The organism is Aminobacter sp. Y103A (assembly GCF_030294925.1).
Lineage (GTDB): Bacteria > Pseudomonadota > Alphaproteobacteria > Rhizobiales > Rhizobiaceae > Aminobacter > Aminobacter ciceronei.
Map to the genome: position 1 here is coordinate 571,976 of NZ_AP017986.1, position 17,042 is coordinate 589,017.

The 17,042-nt window shown below is 62.9% G+C and carries 13 protein-coding genes and 1 riboswitch; of the genes, 5 read left to right on the plus strand and 8 right to left on the minus strand.

What is annotated here, in order from left to right; all coding sequences use genetic code 11:
• Positions 1 to 50 precede the first annotated feature (50 nt).
• Entirely contained in the window at positions 51 to 1,622 is a 1,572-nt protein-coding gene (locus Amn_RS02740; RefSeq protein ID WP_067954784.1) for an FGGY-family carbohydrate kinase, read from the plus strand.
• Between the two features lie 65 nt (positions 1,623 to 1,687).
• Positions 1,688 to 2,257 (plus strand): isochorismatase family protein, encoded by a 570-nt coding sequence (locus Amn_RS02745; protein ID WP_067954782.1) that lies wholly within the window; start codon positions 1,688 to 1,690, stop codon positions 2,255 to 2,257.
• A 12-nt stretch (positions 2,258 to 2,269) separates the two neighbouring features.
• On the opposite strand, the gene Amn_RS02750 is transcribed toward Amn_RS02745, so the two are convergent.
• The 4 genes from Amn_RS02750 to Amn_RS02765 all read right to left on the minus strand — a co-directional run bounded on the left by Amn_RS02750 (position 2,270) and on the right by Amn_RS02765 (position 5,042).
• On the minus strand, positions 2,270 to 2,434 hold the full coding sequence (locus Amn_RS02750; RefSeq protein ID WP_169808287.1) for a hypothetical protein: 165 nt from the start codon (positions 2,432 to 2,434) through the stop codon (positions 2,270 to 2,272).
• 165 nt (positions 2,435 to 2,599) lie between these two features.
• Entirely contained in the window at positions 2,600 to 2,992 is a 393-nt protein-coding gene (locus tag Amn_RS02755) for a hypothetical protein (RefSeq protein WP_067954780.1), read from the minus strand.
• 70 nt (positions 2,993 to 3,062) lie between these two features.
• Positions 3,063 to 4,688: a chaperonin GroEL gene (groL, locus tag Amn_RS02760; RefSeq protein ID WP_067954778.1), complete on the minus strand. Its 1,626-nt coding sequence runs from the start codon at positions 4,686 to 4,688 to the stop codon at positions 3,063 to 3,065.
• Positions 4,689 to 4,727: 39 nt separating this feature from the next.
• On the minus strand, positions 4,728 to 5,042 hold the full coding sequence (locus Amn_RS02765) for a co-chaperone GroES (protein ID WP_067954776.1): 315 nt from the start codon (positions 5,040 to 5,042) through the stop codon (positions 4,728 to 4,730).
• A gap of 259 nt (positions 5,043 to 5,301) precedes the next feature.
• On the opposite strand from Amn_RS02765, the gene Amn_RS02770 reads away from it, so the two are divergent.
• Entirely contained in the window at positions 5,302 to 5,529 is a 228-nt protein-coding gene (locus Amn_RS02770) for a hypothetical protein (protein WP_067954773.1), read from the plus strand.
• 407 nt (positions 5,530 to 5,936) lie between these two features.
• Here the strand turns inward: Amn_RS02770 and Amn_RS02775 are convergent, their stop codons facing one another.
• From Amn_RS02775 to Amn_RS02790, 4 genes are all read right to left on the minus strand, one after another.
• Complete coding sequence (locus Amn_RS02775; RefSeq protein ID WP_286294485.1) at positions 5,937 to 6,779, minus strand: ChaN family lipoprotein; 843 nt, start codon at positions 6,777 to 6,779, stop codon at positions 5,937 to 5,939.
• A 5-nt stretch (positions 6,780 to 6,784) separates the two neighbouring features.
• A complete protein-coding gene (locus Amn_RS02780) occupies positions 6,785 to 7,507 on the minus strand; it encodes a hypothetical protein (protein ID WP_182573574.1) in 723 nt (240 codons plus the stop codon).
• Between the two features lie 9 nt (positions 7,508 to 7,516).
• The gene (locus Amn_RS02785) at positions 7,517 to 9,253 is read right to left on the minus strand and encodes an ABC transporter ATP-binding protein/permease (protein WP_286294486.1); all 1,737 of its coding nucleotides are present in this window, start codon (positions 9,251 to 9,253) and stop codon (positions 7,517 to 7,519) included.
• Positions 9,254 to 9,318: 65 nt separating this feature from the next.
• Positions 9,319 to 11,619 carry a TonB-dependent hemoglobin/transferrin/lactoferrin family receptor gene (locus tag Amn_RS02790; protein ID WP_286294487.1) on the minus strand — a complete coding sequence of 767 codons (2,301 nt, stop codon included), beginning with the start codon at positions 11,617 to 11,619 and terminating at the stop codon, positions 9,319 to 9,321.
• Between the two features lie 358 nt (positions 11,620 to 11,977).
• On the opposite strand from Amn_RS02790, the gene Amn_RS02795 reads away from it, so the two are divergent.
• Entirely contained in the window at positions 11,978 to 13,738 is a 1,761-nt protein-coding gene (locus Amn_RS02795) for a peptidase domain-containing ABC transporter (protein WP_083948255.1), read from the plus strand.
• Positions 13,739 to 13,812: 74 nt separating this feature from the next.
• A riboswitch (cobalamin riboswitch) is annotated at positions 13,813 to 14,024 on the plus strand.
• A gap of 110 nt (positions 14,025 to 14,134) precedes the next feature.
• Entirely contained in the window at positions 14,135 to 17,020 is a 2,886-nt protein-coding gene (locus Amn_RS02800; protein ID WP_067965771.1) for a ribonucleoside-diphosphate reductase subunit alpha, read from the plus strand.
• Positions 17,021 to 17,042: the final 22 nt, after the last annotated feature.

Genomic DNA, 17,042 nt, shown 5'->3' on the forward strand with positions numbered 1-17,042 from the left:
GGCCTTGGCCATGGCCGCGCTATCGCGCCGTTTGGGGCATCGTCGTTCTGATGGCGGCCTATCTGTGTGCTGTCGATGTCGGCACCGGCAGCGCGCGCGCCGGCATCTTCGATGGCTCGGGCAAGCTGCTCGGGCGCGCCGAACACTCCATCGCCATGAACCGCTCGGCGTCGGGCCATTGCGAACATGATTCCGAGCAGATCTGGTCGGCTGTCTGTCAGGCTGTACGCGATGCCGGCAAGGCTGCGGGCGTCGATCCGGCCAGCATCGTCGGCATCAGTTTCGACGCGACATGCTCGACGGTGTTCCGCGGCAAGGCGGGCGAACAGGTCGGCGTTTCGAGCAATGGCGAACAGCGTTGGGACACCATCGTCTGGCTCGACCATCGCGCCCTGGCAGAAGCCGATGAATGCACCGCTACCCGTCACGAAGTGCTCGGTTATGCCGGCGGGGTGATGTCGCCCGAAATGGCGACGCCCAAGCTGATGTGGGTCAAGCGCCACCTGCCGCAGAGTTGGGCGCGGACCGGCCAGCTCTTTGATCTCGCCGACTTTCTCAGTCACAGGGCCTGCGGTTCGCTCGCCCGCTCGCAATGCACGCTGACCGCCAAATGGACCTATCTGGCCCATGAACGTGAGGCCTGGCGTCACGATTTCTTTGCGGCGGTCGGCCTCACCGACATCTTCGAGCATGCCGCCTTGCCCGAGCGCGCCAGTCCGGTGGGCGCAGATCTCGGGCCGCTCACCCCGGCTGCCGCCGAAGCGCTCGGCCTGACCACGGCCTGCCGTGTCGGTGCAGGCATGATCGACGCCTTTGCCGGCGCCCTCGGCGTCATCGGCGGCCTGTCCGGCATCGAACGCCATCTCGCGCTGATCGCCGGAACCTCAAGCTGCGTCATGGCGATGTCGCCCGAGCCGCGCGCCTTTGCCGGGGTCTGGGGGCCATATTTTGGTGCGGCACTGCCCGGTCTCTGGCTGAGCGAGGGCGGCCAGTCGGCGACGGGCGCGCTGCTCGACCATGTCATCCGCTGGCACGGCGCCGGCGGCGAACCCGACGCTGCGCTCTACCGGCGCATCACCGACCGCATCATGGAACTGCGCACTGTGGAGGGCCTCGATCTCGCCGGCCGGCTGCATGTACTGCCCGACTTCCACGGAAATCGCTCGCCGCTGGCCGATCCGCACGCCCTTGGTGTGATCAGCGGGCTGACGCTCGATTCGTCCTTCGACAGCCTCTGCCGGCTCTACTGGCGCACGGCTGTCGCCATAGCACTTGGGCTTCGCCACATACTCGATGCCTTCAACGCCAATGGTTATGGCATCGATACGCTGCATGTGACCGGCGGACACACCCGCAATCCGCTGCTCATGGAGCTCTATGCCGACGCCACAGGCTGCACCGTCGTCGAGCCGCTGGGCGGCGACGCCGTGCTGTTGGGCACGGCTATGGCGGCTGCGGCCGCTGCCGGTCTCTATCCGAGCCTCACCGGTGCCTGCACCGCGATGCGCCAGGAAGGCCGCGCGCGCCAACCCAATCCTTCAGCGCGCCAACGCTTCGACCGCGACTACCGCGTGCTCCTCGAAATGCACCGCCAGCGCATGGCGCTCGATGACATCGTCTGAGCCGCTCACCATATGCTTGTCGTTCGGGCGAGGGGGTATCGGTGCAAGCAAGTCGGGAGGTTTACATGGGCGAGGTGCCGACCGTCGAAGCGTTGGTCATAGTCGACGTTCAGCGCGCCTTTGTCTCGGGCGCCGAAGCGGTCCCTGATCACCTCAGCCTTCTGTCAGCGGTGACGCTGTTGCTGGATCAAGCGCGCCTTGCAGGCGTACCCGTCATCTTCATCCAGAACGACGGCCCTTTAGGCGCCGTCGACGAGCCATATACGTCAGGCTGGCAGCTGCATTTCCCGCCGCGCCCTGGCGAGCATGTCGTGCGCAAACAGGCTGATGATGGCTTCGTCGGCACCAACCTGAACGACTTGCTGGTGGCAGCTCGCGTCGGGACCATCGCCATCTGCGGCATGCTGTCGGAGATGTGTCTGGCGACGACGGCCCGAACCGCGATGGCGACCGGCTACGGCGTGATCCTGCCGCATGACGGGCACGCCACTTACGACGTGCCGCCTGGCCCTGGCGGTTCTGAGGGCGTTCCTGCGCATCTCGCCGCGCGCGCAGCGGAGTGGTCACTCGGCGATGAAGTGATCATTGTGGCTTCGGCGGGCGACGTCAAATTTGCCCGGCACCAAGCGGGCTAACTGCCCTGCAATTCATTCCGTTTGGTCGTCTTCCGCAGTTTGCCGCTCGCGCCGCCTGGTGTCATCGTCCGACTTCTTATGTTGCGCGGCTGCCGTCTTGCGGATGAAATCAAACCGGTTTTCTTCGGCATCTGCGGGCTTCGGCGGCGTGCCGGTCTTGCTTGAAAACTTGATCATGGGCGAAATCCTATTCTGCTGAAGCCGAGGAGCCCGCCGGGAAATGTCCTGGCGGCGGCAGCACTAGTCTTTCGGGAAGAAAATCAGGCTGAGTTTGAGACCTGGTAGAGCGCGAACTGTCCGCGCCGGTGTCTCCGGCGCGGACGTAGGAAGATTCGCCAGATATCAGGCTGCGAGCGCGGTCGCGCAGCCGATGGAGGCGCGACGGTCGGGAGAGGTTTCGCCCGGCATGGTAGCCCAGCCGCCGGTCTCGACAAACTTCTGCCTGTCATATCCGACCGACTTGGCCTTCAGTTCGACCAGCTTTGCCGCTGCATCGGGTGCCGCATTGAACCGCTCGACGCAGATGGTCGAGGCGAGCTGACCGCGCGCCACGTCGCCGGCTGTCTGCGCAAGTGTCTGCGAAGTGCCGCCGGTGACCCAACCACCCCAGCTGAAGCCGATGATCATCGTGGCGACGGCGGTGCCGACGCATGTCCAGACAAGCGTGGATTTGGACGGTTGGTAATTCTCCCAACGTGCGGCGAGGGACTGCTTTTGGTTGCTCTGCATAGCCATGGAAACGTTCCTTGTTGATAGTGGGAAGTCACCATCCAGCCGCATTGCGGCCAGATGGTTCAGGTGTCGCTTAGTAGCCCATGCCGGCTGGGCTGCCGCCGTTGGAGGCTTCCTTCGCCGGACTGTCGGCGATCATGGCTTCGGCGGTGATCAGCAGCGCTGCGATCGAGCCGGCATCCTGCAGTGCGGTGCGAACGACCTTGGCGGGATCGACGATACCGGCCTTGATCATGTCGACATAGGCCTCCGTCTGCGCATTGAAGCCCAGATTGGCATCCTTGCTTTCCATCAGCTTGCCGACGACGACAGAGCCTTCGACGCCGGCGTTGTCCGCGATCTGCCGGATCGGCGCCTCGAGCGCCTTCAGCACGATCGAAATGCCGGCAGTGACGTCGGCGTTCGCTCCGGTGAGCGCCTCAAGCGCTGCCTTGGCCCGCAGCAGGGCCACGCCGCCACCGGCGACGATGCCTTCTTCGACAGCTGCCCGTGTGGCGTTCAGCGCATCGTCGATGCGATCCTTCTTTTCCTTGACCTCGGTTTCGGTCGCCCCGCCGACGCGAATGACGGCAACGCCACCAGCGAGCTTCGCCAGGCGTTCCTGCAGCTTCTCCTTGTCGTAGTCCGAGGCTGTTTCTTCGATTTGCATCTTCAGCTGCGCAACCCGGGCGGCAATGCCGGCCTTGCCGCCGGAGCCGTCGATGATCGTTGTCGTGTCCTTGTCGATGAGCACGCGCTTGGCCCGGCCGAGCATCTCGATGGTGACGTTCTCGAGCTTGATGCCGAGATCCTCCGAGATCATCTGGCCGGTGGTCAGGATGGCAATGTCCTCCAGCATCGCCTTGCGGCGATCGCCGAAGCCGGGTGCCTTGACGGCGGCGACCTTCAGGCCGCCACGCAGCTTGTTGACGACGAGCGTGGCCAAGGCCTCGCCTTCGACGTCTTCCGAGATGATGAGCAGCGGCTTGCCGCTCTGCACCACCGCTTCGAGGATTGGCAGCAGGGCCTGCAGATTGCCGAGTTTCTTCTCGTGGATGAGGATGTAGGGGTCTTCCAGCTCAGCGCGCATCTTGTCGGCATTGGTGACGAAGTAGGGGCTGAGGTAACCACGGTCGAACTGCATGCCTTCGACGACGTCGAGTTCGGTCTCGGCGGTCTTGGCTTCCTCGACAGTGATGACACCCTCATTACCGACCTTGTCCATCGCTTTGGCGATCATGGCGCCGACAGTGGCATCGCCATTGGCGGCAATGGTGCCGACCTGGGCGATCTCGTCCGAAGACTTGACCTTCTTGGCGCGCGCCTGGATGTCCTTGACCACCGCTGCCACGGCAAGATCGATGCCGCGCTTGAGGTCCATCGGGTTCATGCCGGCGGCCACCAGCTTGGCACCTTCGCGGAGGATGGATGCAGCGAGCACCGTTGCCGTCGTTGTTCCATCACCGGCAAGGTCGTTGGTCTTCGAGGCCACTTCCCGCACCATCTGTGCGCCCATGTTCTCGAACTTGTCGGAAAGCTCGATCTCCTTGGCGACGGTGACGCCGTCCTTGGTGATGCGCGGCGCGCCATAAGCGCGGTCGATGATGACGTTGCGGCCTTTAGGGCCGAGCGTCACCTTGACGGCGTTGTTGAGCAGCTCGACGCCGCGCAACATGCGGTCGCGGGCATCGGTCGAAAATTTGATTTCCTTGGCAGGCATGATTTTCGTCCAGTTCGTTCTTGAGGTCGCAAAGCCGGATCAGGCGGCTTTCTTGGCCGCTTCGCGCGTGTCGACTATGCCCATGACGTCGGCTTCCTTCATGATCAGGACATCGGCACCGTCGATCTTGACCTCGGTGCCCGACCACTTGCCGAACAGCACCGTGTCGCCGGCCTTGACGTCGAGCGGGATCAGCTTGCCGCTTTCGTCACGGGTGCCTGGACCAACGGCAAGGACTTCGCCTTGCTGAGGCTTTTCCTTGGCATTGTCGGGGATGATGATGCCGCCCTTGGATTTGATGTCGCCTTCGGCGCGCCGAATGACGACGCGGTCGTGAAGTGGTCGGAATTTCATGAATGTTCTTTCTGCAGCCGGCGCATAGGGGACCGCATGTCCTATATACGCCCTTTGGCACTCGAATGACAGGAGTGCCAAAAATTATTCCGTATGCGCGTGAGTATTCAAAAATAACAGGGGCAATAGGTCGGATTGAAAATATGATTCAGTGCAAATAGGTCGGGAATTTGAATTCCAGGCCGAGAAACCCTATTTAGGGCGCAGTGGAACTTTTATTTTCCGCACACGAAGAGGATTTCAGATATTGGATGTAGCCATGGAAAATTTTCTGGAAAAAGCGCAGTCCCGTTCGATCGAGGCGCAGAAGAAGGCAGCGGAGCGCAACAGCGCAATGGCCGATTATCAGTCAGAAGCAAAGGCTCGGGCCATCAAGACCGCAAAGTTGCGGGAACTGCGCTTGGCCAAGGACGAGGCCGACCGCGCTGCCGAGGCCTTGAAACCCGTAGAAGCCAAGAAGAAGCGCGTGGCGCGCGCTGCAAAGTAGCAAGCGGCATCACCTGACTGCCAATCCTGCCTGGAGCGTCAGCCCATGTGTACGCACCTGGGCGTCGTGCTTTCCGAAAAACGACTCCGATTTTCGGGCCGATGCGCGGGGCAGGATGCCAGTCGGTCGATGTACGATCAAGAATGACGGCCTTGCTGTCAGCTAGCCTATTGTTTTGTAGAACATCCCTCCCCATATGAAGGCCCATCGGCACTCCGCCGGGAGCGAAACGCTCATCGAGATACGATGGTGGGTTTTGCCGCGGAATGCTGCATTTGCCCTGATTGACAGCTGGCCGACCACGAATGTACCGGCGGCATGCAAGTCTCAGGAGCCAGAGGGAAGCGGGCCTATGCCCGCTTTTTTCTTTTCTGGAGAGCTTTTGCCAAAAGCAGCTTCTGCCCGCGTCAGGCGGCTGGCCTGGCGTCGGCTTGAGGCAGCAGCCGGAACAGCGCCCGGGCAATTCCCCTGACCTTGCCCTGGTCGACCTGCGCCGTGTCGTTGGGCAGCAGCGTCGTCACCTTGTCGACGCCGAGATCTTTCAGCTGGAACGGCGTGCCATGGCCAAATTCGAGATGTCCGCGGCCGATGATGCCGATCACCAGCGGCGAGCTGTCGGCCGTCCGCGCTTTGGCGATGTTGCAGGCAAACGCCCGATCCCAGGTCTGCTGCGCCCGGACGAAACGGTCGAACTCCGGCGCCTCGGGCGCGGTCACCTTGCGCGCCGGCGAGCCGCCGCCGGTGGTATCGAACAGATATTGCCGATAGGCCGGCGTCGCGTTTGCCGAGGGCGTGAGACCGTCACGCTCGTCGACAGGAACGGCGTCCCAGCCTTCCTTGCCGACCCGCGTCACCAGTTCGCGGTAGCAATTGAGCGCCAGCATCGGCACGCCAAACTCGCGGCAGAAATGGAAGATCGGAAGGTAGAGCTCGGCCGGGAACCCCCAGACCTTGCCCCATTCGGCAGCCTTCAGAAATTCGTCCCGCTCAAGACTGCCGGCGACCCACTGGTCGAGCACCGGCTGCAACCGGCGCGGAAACATCTCGAAACCGATGACGATGTCATTGCGCAAAGTCCGCATCGCCGTGCAGACATGCAACTGCCAGCGGTGGATGTCGAAGCGGTCATGCGTTTCGCCGAGCAGCAGCACGTCGCTCTGCGCGACCTCGCGCATCAACGCCCTATGATCGAGCAAAGCTCCGCTGTCGGCGTCGAGCCATGTCGCGACAGGGTGGTTCCATTCGGTCATGACGGTCACCCGAAGCTCGTCTGCGCGCCCGAAACGGTGAGCCCGGTCTCGGCGCCTTCGGCGGTCAGCGCGACGAAGCGCGCCTCGCCTGCGTTGTCCTCGCGGCGCCAGCCGCCGACCGATCCGCCCTTGAGATGAAGATGGAAGTCCGGCCGCATGACGTTGACGTAGCCCATGACAGGCTTGACCACCGGCATGTCGCCTTCCCAGGCCTGCCAGAAGGACGGACGGCTGAACTCGATCCTGACGCGGCCGCCGTTGCGCTCGGCCGCGGCGAAGGGTTCGAGCCCGGCATCGTCGGCGTCCAGTTCCTTGCGCTCGTCCAGGCTGCCGGTCCGCTCTTCGGCGGCAAGCTCGGTGCCTTGCGGGAAGGCCGCAAGCACGGCGTCGAACGGTTCGAGGCCCTCGAAGCCGGTGACATTGGCGATGCTCTCACCGTCGGCGCCGCGCAGTTCGATGCGCGGATAGGATTTTTCGCGCATCACCGACGTGCGATCGACGATGATTGTGACGACCGCCGCCAGCTCGATGCGGGAGTTGTGCTCGGCCCCTTCGCAGACCAGCCAGCCATCCTCGATGCGAACTTTCTCGACCGGGCCGATGCGCTCGTGAGTGGCGCCAAGGCGTTCCGAATTGATCATCACCCGGCCGATGGCCGGCAGCCGCGCCAGCAGGGCGGTGGGGGCGACGTCGAGGCGTTCGCGTTTGTGGGGCGTGCGGGCGGTCATGGGCATTTCCTATGCGAATTGCAGTGCTGGATTTTCGTTCGCCGCTTCGGCTTTCGGATCGAGATCGATGACGCGAATGGTCCCCAGCGCCTTCGGGCTGCGGTGCGCGACGATAACGAAAGTCGTGGCCGGCAACTCTTTCTTGAGCACGGAAAACAGTTCGGCCTCGGCCGTCTCGTCGAGCGCGCTGGTGGCTTCGTCGAGGAACAGCCAGTCCGGCTTCAGCACAAGCGCGCGAGCCAGCGCCAAGCGCTGCAGTTCGCCACCAGAGAGGCCAGACAACACCAGCGGATGGCCTTCCCAGGCATCTTCGAGCCGCAGCATGTCGCTGTCGCCGAAGCCGACGGCTTCGATAGCCTGTCGCAATTCCTGTCGCGTGAAGGCCTCGGCTGGCGCGGGGTAGGCGACCGCTTCGAAGACGTCGCCTTGCGGGAAATAGGCCTTCTGCGACAGGAACAGCTTGCTGGCCGAGGGCATCTCGATGCGACCGTCGCCATGGTCCCAGCCGCCGGCCATCGCCTTGAGCAGAGTGGTCTTGCCGAGCCCCGACTGCCCGCGCAGCCACACTGCTTCGCCGGCGCCGATATCGAGGCGCGGTAGCGGCAGCAGCTCGCGCCCCTCCGGTGTCCGCAGCGTGAGCTTGTGCACATGCAGTCCGCCGGACGACGCCTCTTGGACGATGCCCGAAGCACGGCCGCGCACCGCCTCGGTCGCGGCGAGGAAGCCATCGAGACGGGAAGACGCGGCGACGAGGTTCGACAGCGGCTTGTAGGAGAAGATGAACCAGGACAGCGTGGTGACGACGTTGGAAAACGCCATGGCGATCTGCATCAGGCCGCCAAGCGCAATGCTGCCGGCGAGAAAGCCGGGCAGGGCAACGAACAGCGGGATGCGCAGCACCGTGTGCGAATAGGGAAAGGTGAAGCAGCCGAGCAGGAATTCGCGGCCCGCCATCTTGCGCCAGTTCTGTGCGATGCCGTCGAAGCGGCGGTCGAGCCCGGTGCGCTCGACGTTCTCGCCACCCATCAACGCGATCTCGTCGGCCGACTGGCGGATGCGCGCCATGGCGAAGCGGAAATCGCCTTCGCGCTTCTGCTGCGTGTAGAACAGCGATTTCAGCGGCCGGCCGAGCAGATGCGTCAGCCCGCTCGACAGCGCGACATAAATGAACGCCGCCCAGACCATGTAACGCGGGATCGAGACGTCGAAACCGAACAGCGAGAAGTTGAGCGCGAAGGTCGACAGCCCCCACAGCAGCGCGAGAAAGGAGAAGATACCGACGATCTTGGTGATCAGCTCGATGCCTTCGTCGAGGATACCCTTGACGAACAGGCCGCAATCGTCGGCGATGCGCTGGTCGGGATTGTCGACCTCGCGCGGGCAGTCGCCCTGGGTCAGTCGCCAATAGGCGCGGTCGGCGAACCACGAGTCGAGGGCTGCCTCGGTCAGTGACCTGCGCCACCTGATATGCAACATTTTCTGCAGGTAATCTGCCGTCAGTGAGCGCACCGAATTGGCTGCGACGATGCCGGCAAAGATCCAGATCTGCCAGACCGCCGCCTTGGCGTCGACCTTTTCCAGCGCACCGTAGAATTCCGAGGTCCAGCTCACCAGCCTGATGGTGAAATAGATGCCGGCCAGTTGCAGCGCGATGACCGCGGTGAGGTAGACGAGGCTCGTCTTGCCACCCTTGCCGGCAATGCAGAGCTTGAGCAGGCGAACGAACTGCCTGAGGACGTTGGTCACCGCGATGGCCTTTCATGCAAGACGCAGGGGCAACGTGCCCTGCGTCGGATCGCTGTCGATCTGGCTCAGAAGCGCACCGTTGCGCCGAGCTTGAAGGTGCGGCCTGGCGCCACCTGCATTTCCGGATTGTTGGCGTTGGCCACCGGCCCCGAGATCACGTTGGTGACGCCAGTGAGGGTGTTGGGGAAATAGCGGCGGTCAAAGATGTTCTGGATGCCGAAGTCGACATCGACATTTTCGGTCGGCTTCCAGCGGGCATAGGCGTCGAACACAGCATAACCGCCCGGCTTGAAGGCGTTGGGGTCGGCGCGTTCGGTGACGCCATGGGCGAAGGTGGCGACCAACTCCGTTTCGAGGTTCCAGTCGGGGACAAGGTAACGCCCGCCCAGCACCGCGGTGAGCGGTACCGCACCGTCGAAGGCCGTTTCGGCAGCACTTGCCGAAATCCGCTGCGTGCCCTTCTGGTAGGAGATCGAGCCGTTCAGGTAGAGGTTTTCGTAGACCTCGTACTCGCCGCCGAACTCGATGCCCCAGACCTTCACGTCCTCGACATTGTCTGAGGTGTAGTGGTTCGGCCTGCCCGGAACCTCCTGCAGAGAGCGGATGAAATCCTTGTAGTCGGCATAGAAGGCCGTGAGGCTGAAGTAACCCTTGTCGAGCTCGCCACGAATGCCGGCCTCATAGCTGCGCACGGATTCAGGCTTCAGGTTCGGATTGGGAATCAGGACGGATGGCGGAGACGTAAAAAGATTGTCTGACGACACGAACAACTGCTGCGACGTCGGCATCTTGAAGCCTTCGCCATAGCCGGCATAGAGCGTATAGGTGTCGTTCAGCTCATACATCGCGCTGATCCGCTTGATCAGCTTGGTCTCGTCGATCTTCTTGGGCTCGAAGCCGGGCTTCGGCTTGTAGTCGGCGTCGCCGGTGGGATCGATGGAATAGTGCGCCAGGCGCGCGCCTGGGGTGATGGTCAGCCGGTCGTCGAACAGCTTGATCTCATCCTGAAGGTAGATGTCGGCGCGGACGGTGTCGACCTTCGGGAAGTTGAAGCCCTGGTTGTTGGCGGTGGTCGTGGTGCCAGCTGTCAGGTTGTTGGTGATGTTGTAGCCGTCATAGTTGCTCTTGGTCAGATCGCCGTCGAAACCATAGGTCAGCTTGTGCGACAGGCCGCCCAGTTCGAAGGACGAGTTGGCCTGCACGTCGGCCTCGAGGAAATCCTCGCCATAATTGCGGACCTGGATGTTCTGTTGGCGGCGCGTTGGGTAGGTGCGCAGCTGATTGCTGTAGGTGTCGCGCTTCTGCGGCGAATAGGAGATCTGCCACTTGATCTCATCGAGCCACGGCGCGTCGACCTTCCAGTCGTGCGACAGGGCCAGCCTGTAACGCTCCATCTCCAGTTCGCGCTGCCAGCTGGTGTTGACGTACGTCGATCCCGCAGACGAGTCGTACATCTGCTGGATCGTCGTGTTGCGGTTGAACCACTCGCCGGTCAGCTTGACCTCGTGATCCTGGGTCGGGTTCCACTGCAGCTTCATCAGACCGTTGAAGGCGTCGGTGTCGGCGGGAAACGCCTTGTTGCACGGCCAGATCGCCTGGCGTGGACAGCCCCACTGGCCGCCATCGGCGCGGCTGTTGCTGAAATCGCCTTCCGACGCCCCGAGATGACCGAAGCTGCCGAGGAACTTGAAGTCGCCGGATTCAGCGGCCGCACTCACCTGCTTGCGGAACGAATCGTCGTAGCTGTCATAGGCGGTCTTCATCTCGACTGCCCATGGCTTCGAGCCGTTGAGAAGATCGTCGGGGTCGAGCGTGCGGAATGCGACTGCGCCACCCAGCGCGTCGGCGCCCTGGAGCACCGAGTTCGGACCGCGTACGATCTCGGCGCTGCGCATGTTGAAGGGGTCGACGAAGTCGCGGCTGCCGTCGATGATCTGCTCCTGGATGCGGCTGCCGTCGACACTCATCTGGACGCGGTTGCCGCCCATGGCGCGGATGTTGAAGCCGGTCAGCTGGCCGAACGGATTGGTAAGCGATGTCGTGCGCGAGACGGTGACGCCCGGCTCGTAGCGAACCATGTCCTGGATGTCGCGGACGACATGGCGCTGCAGCGTCTCGCGGTCGATGACCGACACCGACATCGGAATGTCGAGCACCTTGCCGGTGGTGCGCGCCGATGTGACGACGAGCCTGTCGAGCACGATGCGCTCTTCATTGCTCAGCAGCGGCTTCGTTTCCTCGACCTTCTTGGCCGGTGTCGTTGCCGTCTGGGCACTGGCGATACCGGCCGATTGCAGCAACAGAAGCGAAACGCCGGCCAGAAGCATTTGCGACCGCGAACCGCGGCCGGTGTGAACGTTAGACATGACAGCCCCCTCGAAAAATCTGGAAAAGCTGGCTGTCCGCGAACGAAGGGCTGGCGTAAGTTAATATGAGTCTGTGACTCAAGATTGGTGATGGCTGTATAATGGGTCCTGCGGTGTGTGCAAGCCGGGTGATGCGCGGCGCGACACCTGGCCTCACCTGGAACAGACACATGCCGGCGCCGCCCAGCTACGGCTGGCGAGGATCTGGAAGACTTGTTTTGTTCGTCGTTCCGCGAGGCGGGCGATTTTCGCCGAAGCGTTTCACAATAATATGACTATCATTGTCATATTATTTGACAGGAAAGCGCGAATGACCTAGCGAACCCGTCCCTGTTGTTCGAGCGGCGTCGGGTAGGCAATGAAATTTCGAGAGAAACTGAACGCCTTGCGCAAGATACCGCTCGGCGATTGGCGGATACTGATGCGGATCATGGGCATCTACCGCCGTAAGTTTTTTCTTGCCATTGCACTTTCGCTAGCCGGAATCGTGCTCTCGGTGACGGTTCCGATCCTTTCGCAGAAGATCGTCGACAGCGTCATGGTCGGCAAGGACGGTTGGGCAGCGACCCAGTTCGCCGCCATCGCCATCGTGGCGGCGGTTATCAGGCACATGACCTCACGCTGGCACAACTCGCTGATCAACGACGTGGACGCAAGGTTCACCGCCCGGCTGTCGAGACGCATCTACTTCCGCCTCATGCGCATCCCCTATGAGAGTTCGGCATCCGCAGGCGGAAGCACGATCAACCTCCTCAACGAATCCCAGCGTGTCGCCACCTTCATGCTGAGCGCTGCGCCGAATTTCTTCCTCACCATGTTAAGTGCTGCCGTCTCGTTCGCCGTGGCGCTGTACTACGACTATCTCATCTGCCTGCTGGCCTTTGTCGTTGCCCTGATCTTCGCCGTTTTTGCCCGCAAGACCAATGCCCAGCTGGGCGAGGCGAGCCGCAGCTCGTTCCGCCTCAACGGCGCCCTGCAGGGGGCGACCGCTGAAACGGTAGGCAACATCCGCGGCATCAAGTCGAATGCGGTTGAGCGCTTCTTCATCGGGCGCTGGTCCGCGAAGTCGGCCGAAGCCATCAAGGCGCGCTGGCACATACTCGACCTCTCGCACTCCTATTCGTTCACGCTTGGCCTGCTGAGCGAGATCCTGACGCTGCTCGTCGTCCTCGTCGGCTGCTGGCGCATCCTGCGCGGCGATCTCACGATCGGTGGCCTGCTTGCGCTGCAGCTGCTCGTCACCCGGGCGACCATGCCGATGCTGACCAGTGCCGGCATCCTGATCCAGTTCCATTCGGTGAGCGCCACCGTCTCGGCCCTCGCGGCTTTCCTCAAGCGCCAGCCGGAGCGCGCCATCGTTGCCCCGGCGCTGCGTGCTGCTGATTTCGGCCCGATCACGGTCGAGGATCTGACCTTCCGCTATCCCGAGGCGACGGCTGCGGCACTCAACGGTGTCAGCCTGGTGCTGCCGGCGACGGGCGTCGTGGCGATCGTCGGCCGCAATGGCTCCGGCAAGTCCAGCCTGCTGCGCGTGCTTTTGGGACTGGAGCGCGATCATGCCGGCAAGGTGGCAATCGGCGGCATCGACGTCCGCGCCTACAATCCGCGCTGGCTGCGCGGCCGCATAGGTGTTGTCGACCAGGAGACGTCGCTGTTTTCGGGTACCATCCGCGAGAACCTTCAGGCGTCGCTGCCGCGCCCGCTTCGCGACGACGAGATCGACAAGGCGCTGGCGTTTTCCTCCGCCGACAAGTTCACCGCCGGCCTGCCCAAAGGCATCGACACCGAACTGGTGCAGGCAGGGCAGAACCTCTCCGGCGGCCAGCGCCAGCGCCTGGCGATTTCGCGCGCCGTGCTGCGCGATCCGCACATCGCCGTTTTCGACGAACCTACTTCGGCGCTCGACGCCGAATCGGCGATGGCGCTCGAGCGTGAGCTGCTGGCCTTCGGCCGCGACCGCCTCGTCATCATCGTCACGCATCATCTCTTTTCGGCGCGTTCGGCCGACATGATCGTCGTGCTCGACGACGGCAGAATCGTCGGCACGGGCAGCCATGAGGCTCTGAATGCCGAATGCCCGGTCTATCAGGCGCTGTGGCGCGACTACGTCAGGGATTGATCGGCCGCCGGCGTTGATCGGTCGATGAGGTGGAAATGATTCTTCCACCTGTTGACACGACACCGGGCAGTCATACTACATGTAGACATCGTGGTCTTCCGAGTTGATTCCAGCTCGGGAGCTAAGAGGGAAGCCGGTGCGCGATTTCGCAATGCCGGCGCTGCCCCCGCAACTGTAAGCAGTGAGTTGCTGTCGCGTAGTGCCACTGGCGCCAATGGGCGCTGGGAAGGCCAGACAGCAGCAATGACCTGCGAGCCAGGAGACCTGCCGCGATCGAGTCTGAACGTCCACGGGCGGGGTGTCCGGTGGTGCGCTTGCGTTCTGCTGGCTTGCGCCGGCCGAAATCCGGCATGCGTCCGCCCAAGGCCCTTCGCCCCCAAACCATCGGGGAAGATGATGCCGGCGACCTCTACACTTCAATCCAGCGGAACCGACAGCGTTCCGTCCGCTCTCAGCCAGGGTTCCGAGACCGCGTCCGAACCTGGCTACCGTGTCATCCGGCGCAACGGCGCGGTGACGCCGTTCGATGCGATCAAGATCACTGTGGCGCTGACCAAGGCATTTCTCGCCACCGAGGGTTCGGTGGCCGCCGGTTCGCGCCGCGTCCACGACGTCGTCGAGGAACTGGCCGGCCAGGTGTTCGCCGCGCTGACCAGGCGGGCAGATAGCGGCCGCACCTTCCACATCGAGGAAATCCAGGACCAGGTCGAACTGGCGCTGATGCGCTCCGAGCATCACAAGGTCGCCCGCGCCTATGTGCTCTACCGCGAGGAACGTGCCCGCGAACGCGCTGCCGCCAAGGTCACGTCGGTCGAGGTCGCCGCACCGCCGCTCCAGGTCAAGGCCGATGACGGCGGCCTGGCACCGCTGAACGAGACGCGACTGGCCCGCATTGTCGACGAGGCCTGCAGCGGGCTCGAGGCCGTCTCAGCGGATGCGATCCTGGCCGAGACAAGGCGCAATCTCTATGACGGCATCACCGCCGACGAGCTTTCGCTGGCGCCGATCCTGGCCGCCCGTACGCTTGTAGAAACTGAACCGAACTACGCCTTCGTCAGCGCCCGGTTGTTGCTGGACCGGTTGCGGCGCGAGGCACTGAGCTTCGTCTCGGCCAGGTCTGAGCAGGCCACCCAGGCCGAAATGACCCAGCGCTATGCCACCTATTTCCCCGCCTTCATCGCCACCGGCATCAAGGCCGAATTGATCGACCCCGAACTTGGCCGTTTCGACCTTGCCAGGCTCAGTGCCGCGCTAAAGCCCGAGCGCGACCTGCAGTTCCAGTATCTGGGTCTGCAGACGCTCTATGACCGCTATTTCCTGCACAGCAAAGGCAAGCGTTTCGAACTGCCGCAGGCCTTTTTCATGCGCGTGGCGATGGGCCTGGCAGGCCGCGAGATCGACCGCGAGAGCCGCGCCATCGAGTTCTATGATCTTTTGTCGTCCTTCGATTTCATGGCCTCGACGCCAACGCTGTTCAACTCCGGCACGCTGCGCCCGCAATTGTCGTCCTGTTTCCTCACCACCGTCGCCGACGATCTCGACGGCATCTTCAAGGCGGTGAAGGACAATGCGCTGCTGGCCAAATATTCCGGCGGGCTCGGCAATGACTGGACCCCAGTGCGCGGCCTCGGCGCTCACATCAAAGGCACCAATGGCGAGAGCCGGGGTGTGGTGCCGTTCCTCAAGGTTGCCAACGACACGGCTATCGCCGTCAATCAGGGCGGCAAGCGCAAGGGTGCTGTCTGCGCCTATCTCGAGACCTGGCACGTCGACATCGAGGAATTCCTCGACCTCAGGAAGAACACCGGCGACGACCGCCGCCGCACCCACGACATGAACACCGCCAACTGGGTGCCGGACCTGTTCATGGAGCGCGTCGAGGCCGATGGCGTGTGGACGCTGTTTTCGCCCGACGAGGCGTCCGACCTGCACGATCTCTATGGCACGGCGTTCAAGGCGGCCTACGAAAGCTACGAGGCCAAGGCTCTGGCTGGTGGCATCAAGGTGTTCCGCACGGTCAGGGCGCTCGACCTGTGGCGCAAGATGCTGACCATGCTGTTCGAAACCGGGCATCCGTGGATCACCTTCAAGGACCCGTGCAACATCCGCTCGCCGCAGGGCCACATCGGCGTCGTGCATTCGTCGAACCTCTGCACCGAGATCACCCTCAACACTTCGAAGGACGAGGTCGCCGTCTGCAATCTCGGTTCGGTCAATCTTGCCAATCATATCGCAGCCGAGGGGCTCGACATCGACCGTCTGGCGCGCACCGTGAAGACGGCGATGCGCATGCTCGACAATGTCATCGACATCAATTTCTACACCATCCCCGAAGCCAGGCGCTCCAACCTGCAGCATCGTCCTGTCGGCCTCGGCCTGATGGGATTCCAGGATGCACTTCAGGCGCTGAAGATCCCCTATGCGTCAGACGCTGCCGTGGCCTTCGCCGACGCCAGCATGGAGGCGATCTCCTACAACGCGATTTCGGCGTCCTGCGACCTTGCCGCCGAACGCGGGCGTTATCCGAGCTTTGACGGTTCGCTGTGGTCGAAGGGCATCCTGCCGATCGATTCCATCGACCTCTTGGCCAAGGCGCGCCCCGGTGTCGACATGGACGGCGCCTCGACGCTCGACTGGGATGCCTTGCGCAAGCGCGTCAGGAAGACAGGTATGCGCAACTCCAACACCATGGCGATCGCGCCGACGGCGACCATCTCCAACATTTGCGGTGTCGCGCAGTCGATCGAGCCGGCCTACCAGAACCTGTTCGTCAAATCGAACATGTCCGGCGACTTCACCGTGGTCAACGCAGCACTGGTGCATGAGCTGAAGGCGCGCGGCCTGTGGGACGAGGTCATGGTCTCCGACCTCAAATATTTCGACGGCTCGATCGGCCGGATCGACCGCATCCCCGACGACCTCAAGGCGCTCTTCGCTACCGCCTTCGAGATCGACAGTGCCTGGCTGATCGAGGCAGCGTCGCGTCGGCAGAAATGGATCGACCAGGCCCAGTCGCTCAACCTCTACATCGCCGATCCAAGCGGCAAGAAGCTCGACGCGCTCTACCGCCTGGCATGGAACAAGGGCCTGAAGACGACCTACTATTTGCGCTCGCGCTCGGCCTCGCATGTCGAGAAGTCGACGCTGAAGGGCACCGACGGCAAGCTCAATTCCGTCTCCGCTGTCGCTGTTGCAGCGTCAGCCCCAATCATCGTCAACGCCGATGTCGCATGGGGCAAGGCCTGCGCCATCGACGATCCCGAATGTGAAGCCTGCCAGTAAGCGGCGATCAGGAAAAGGAACA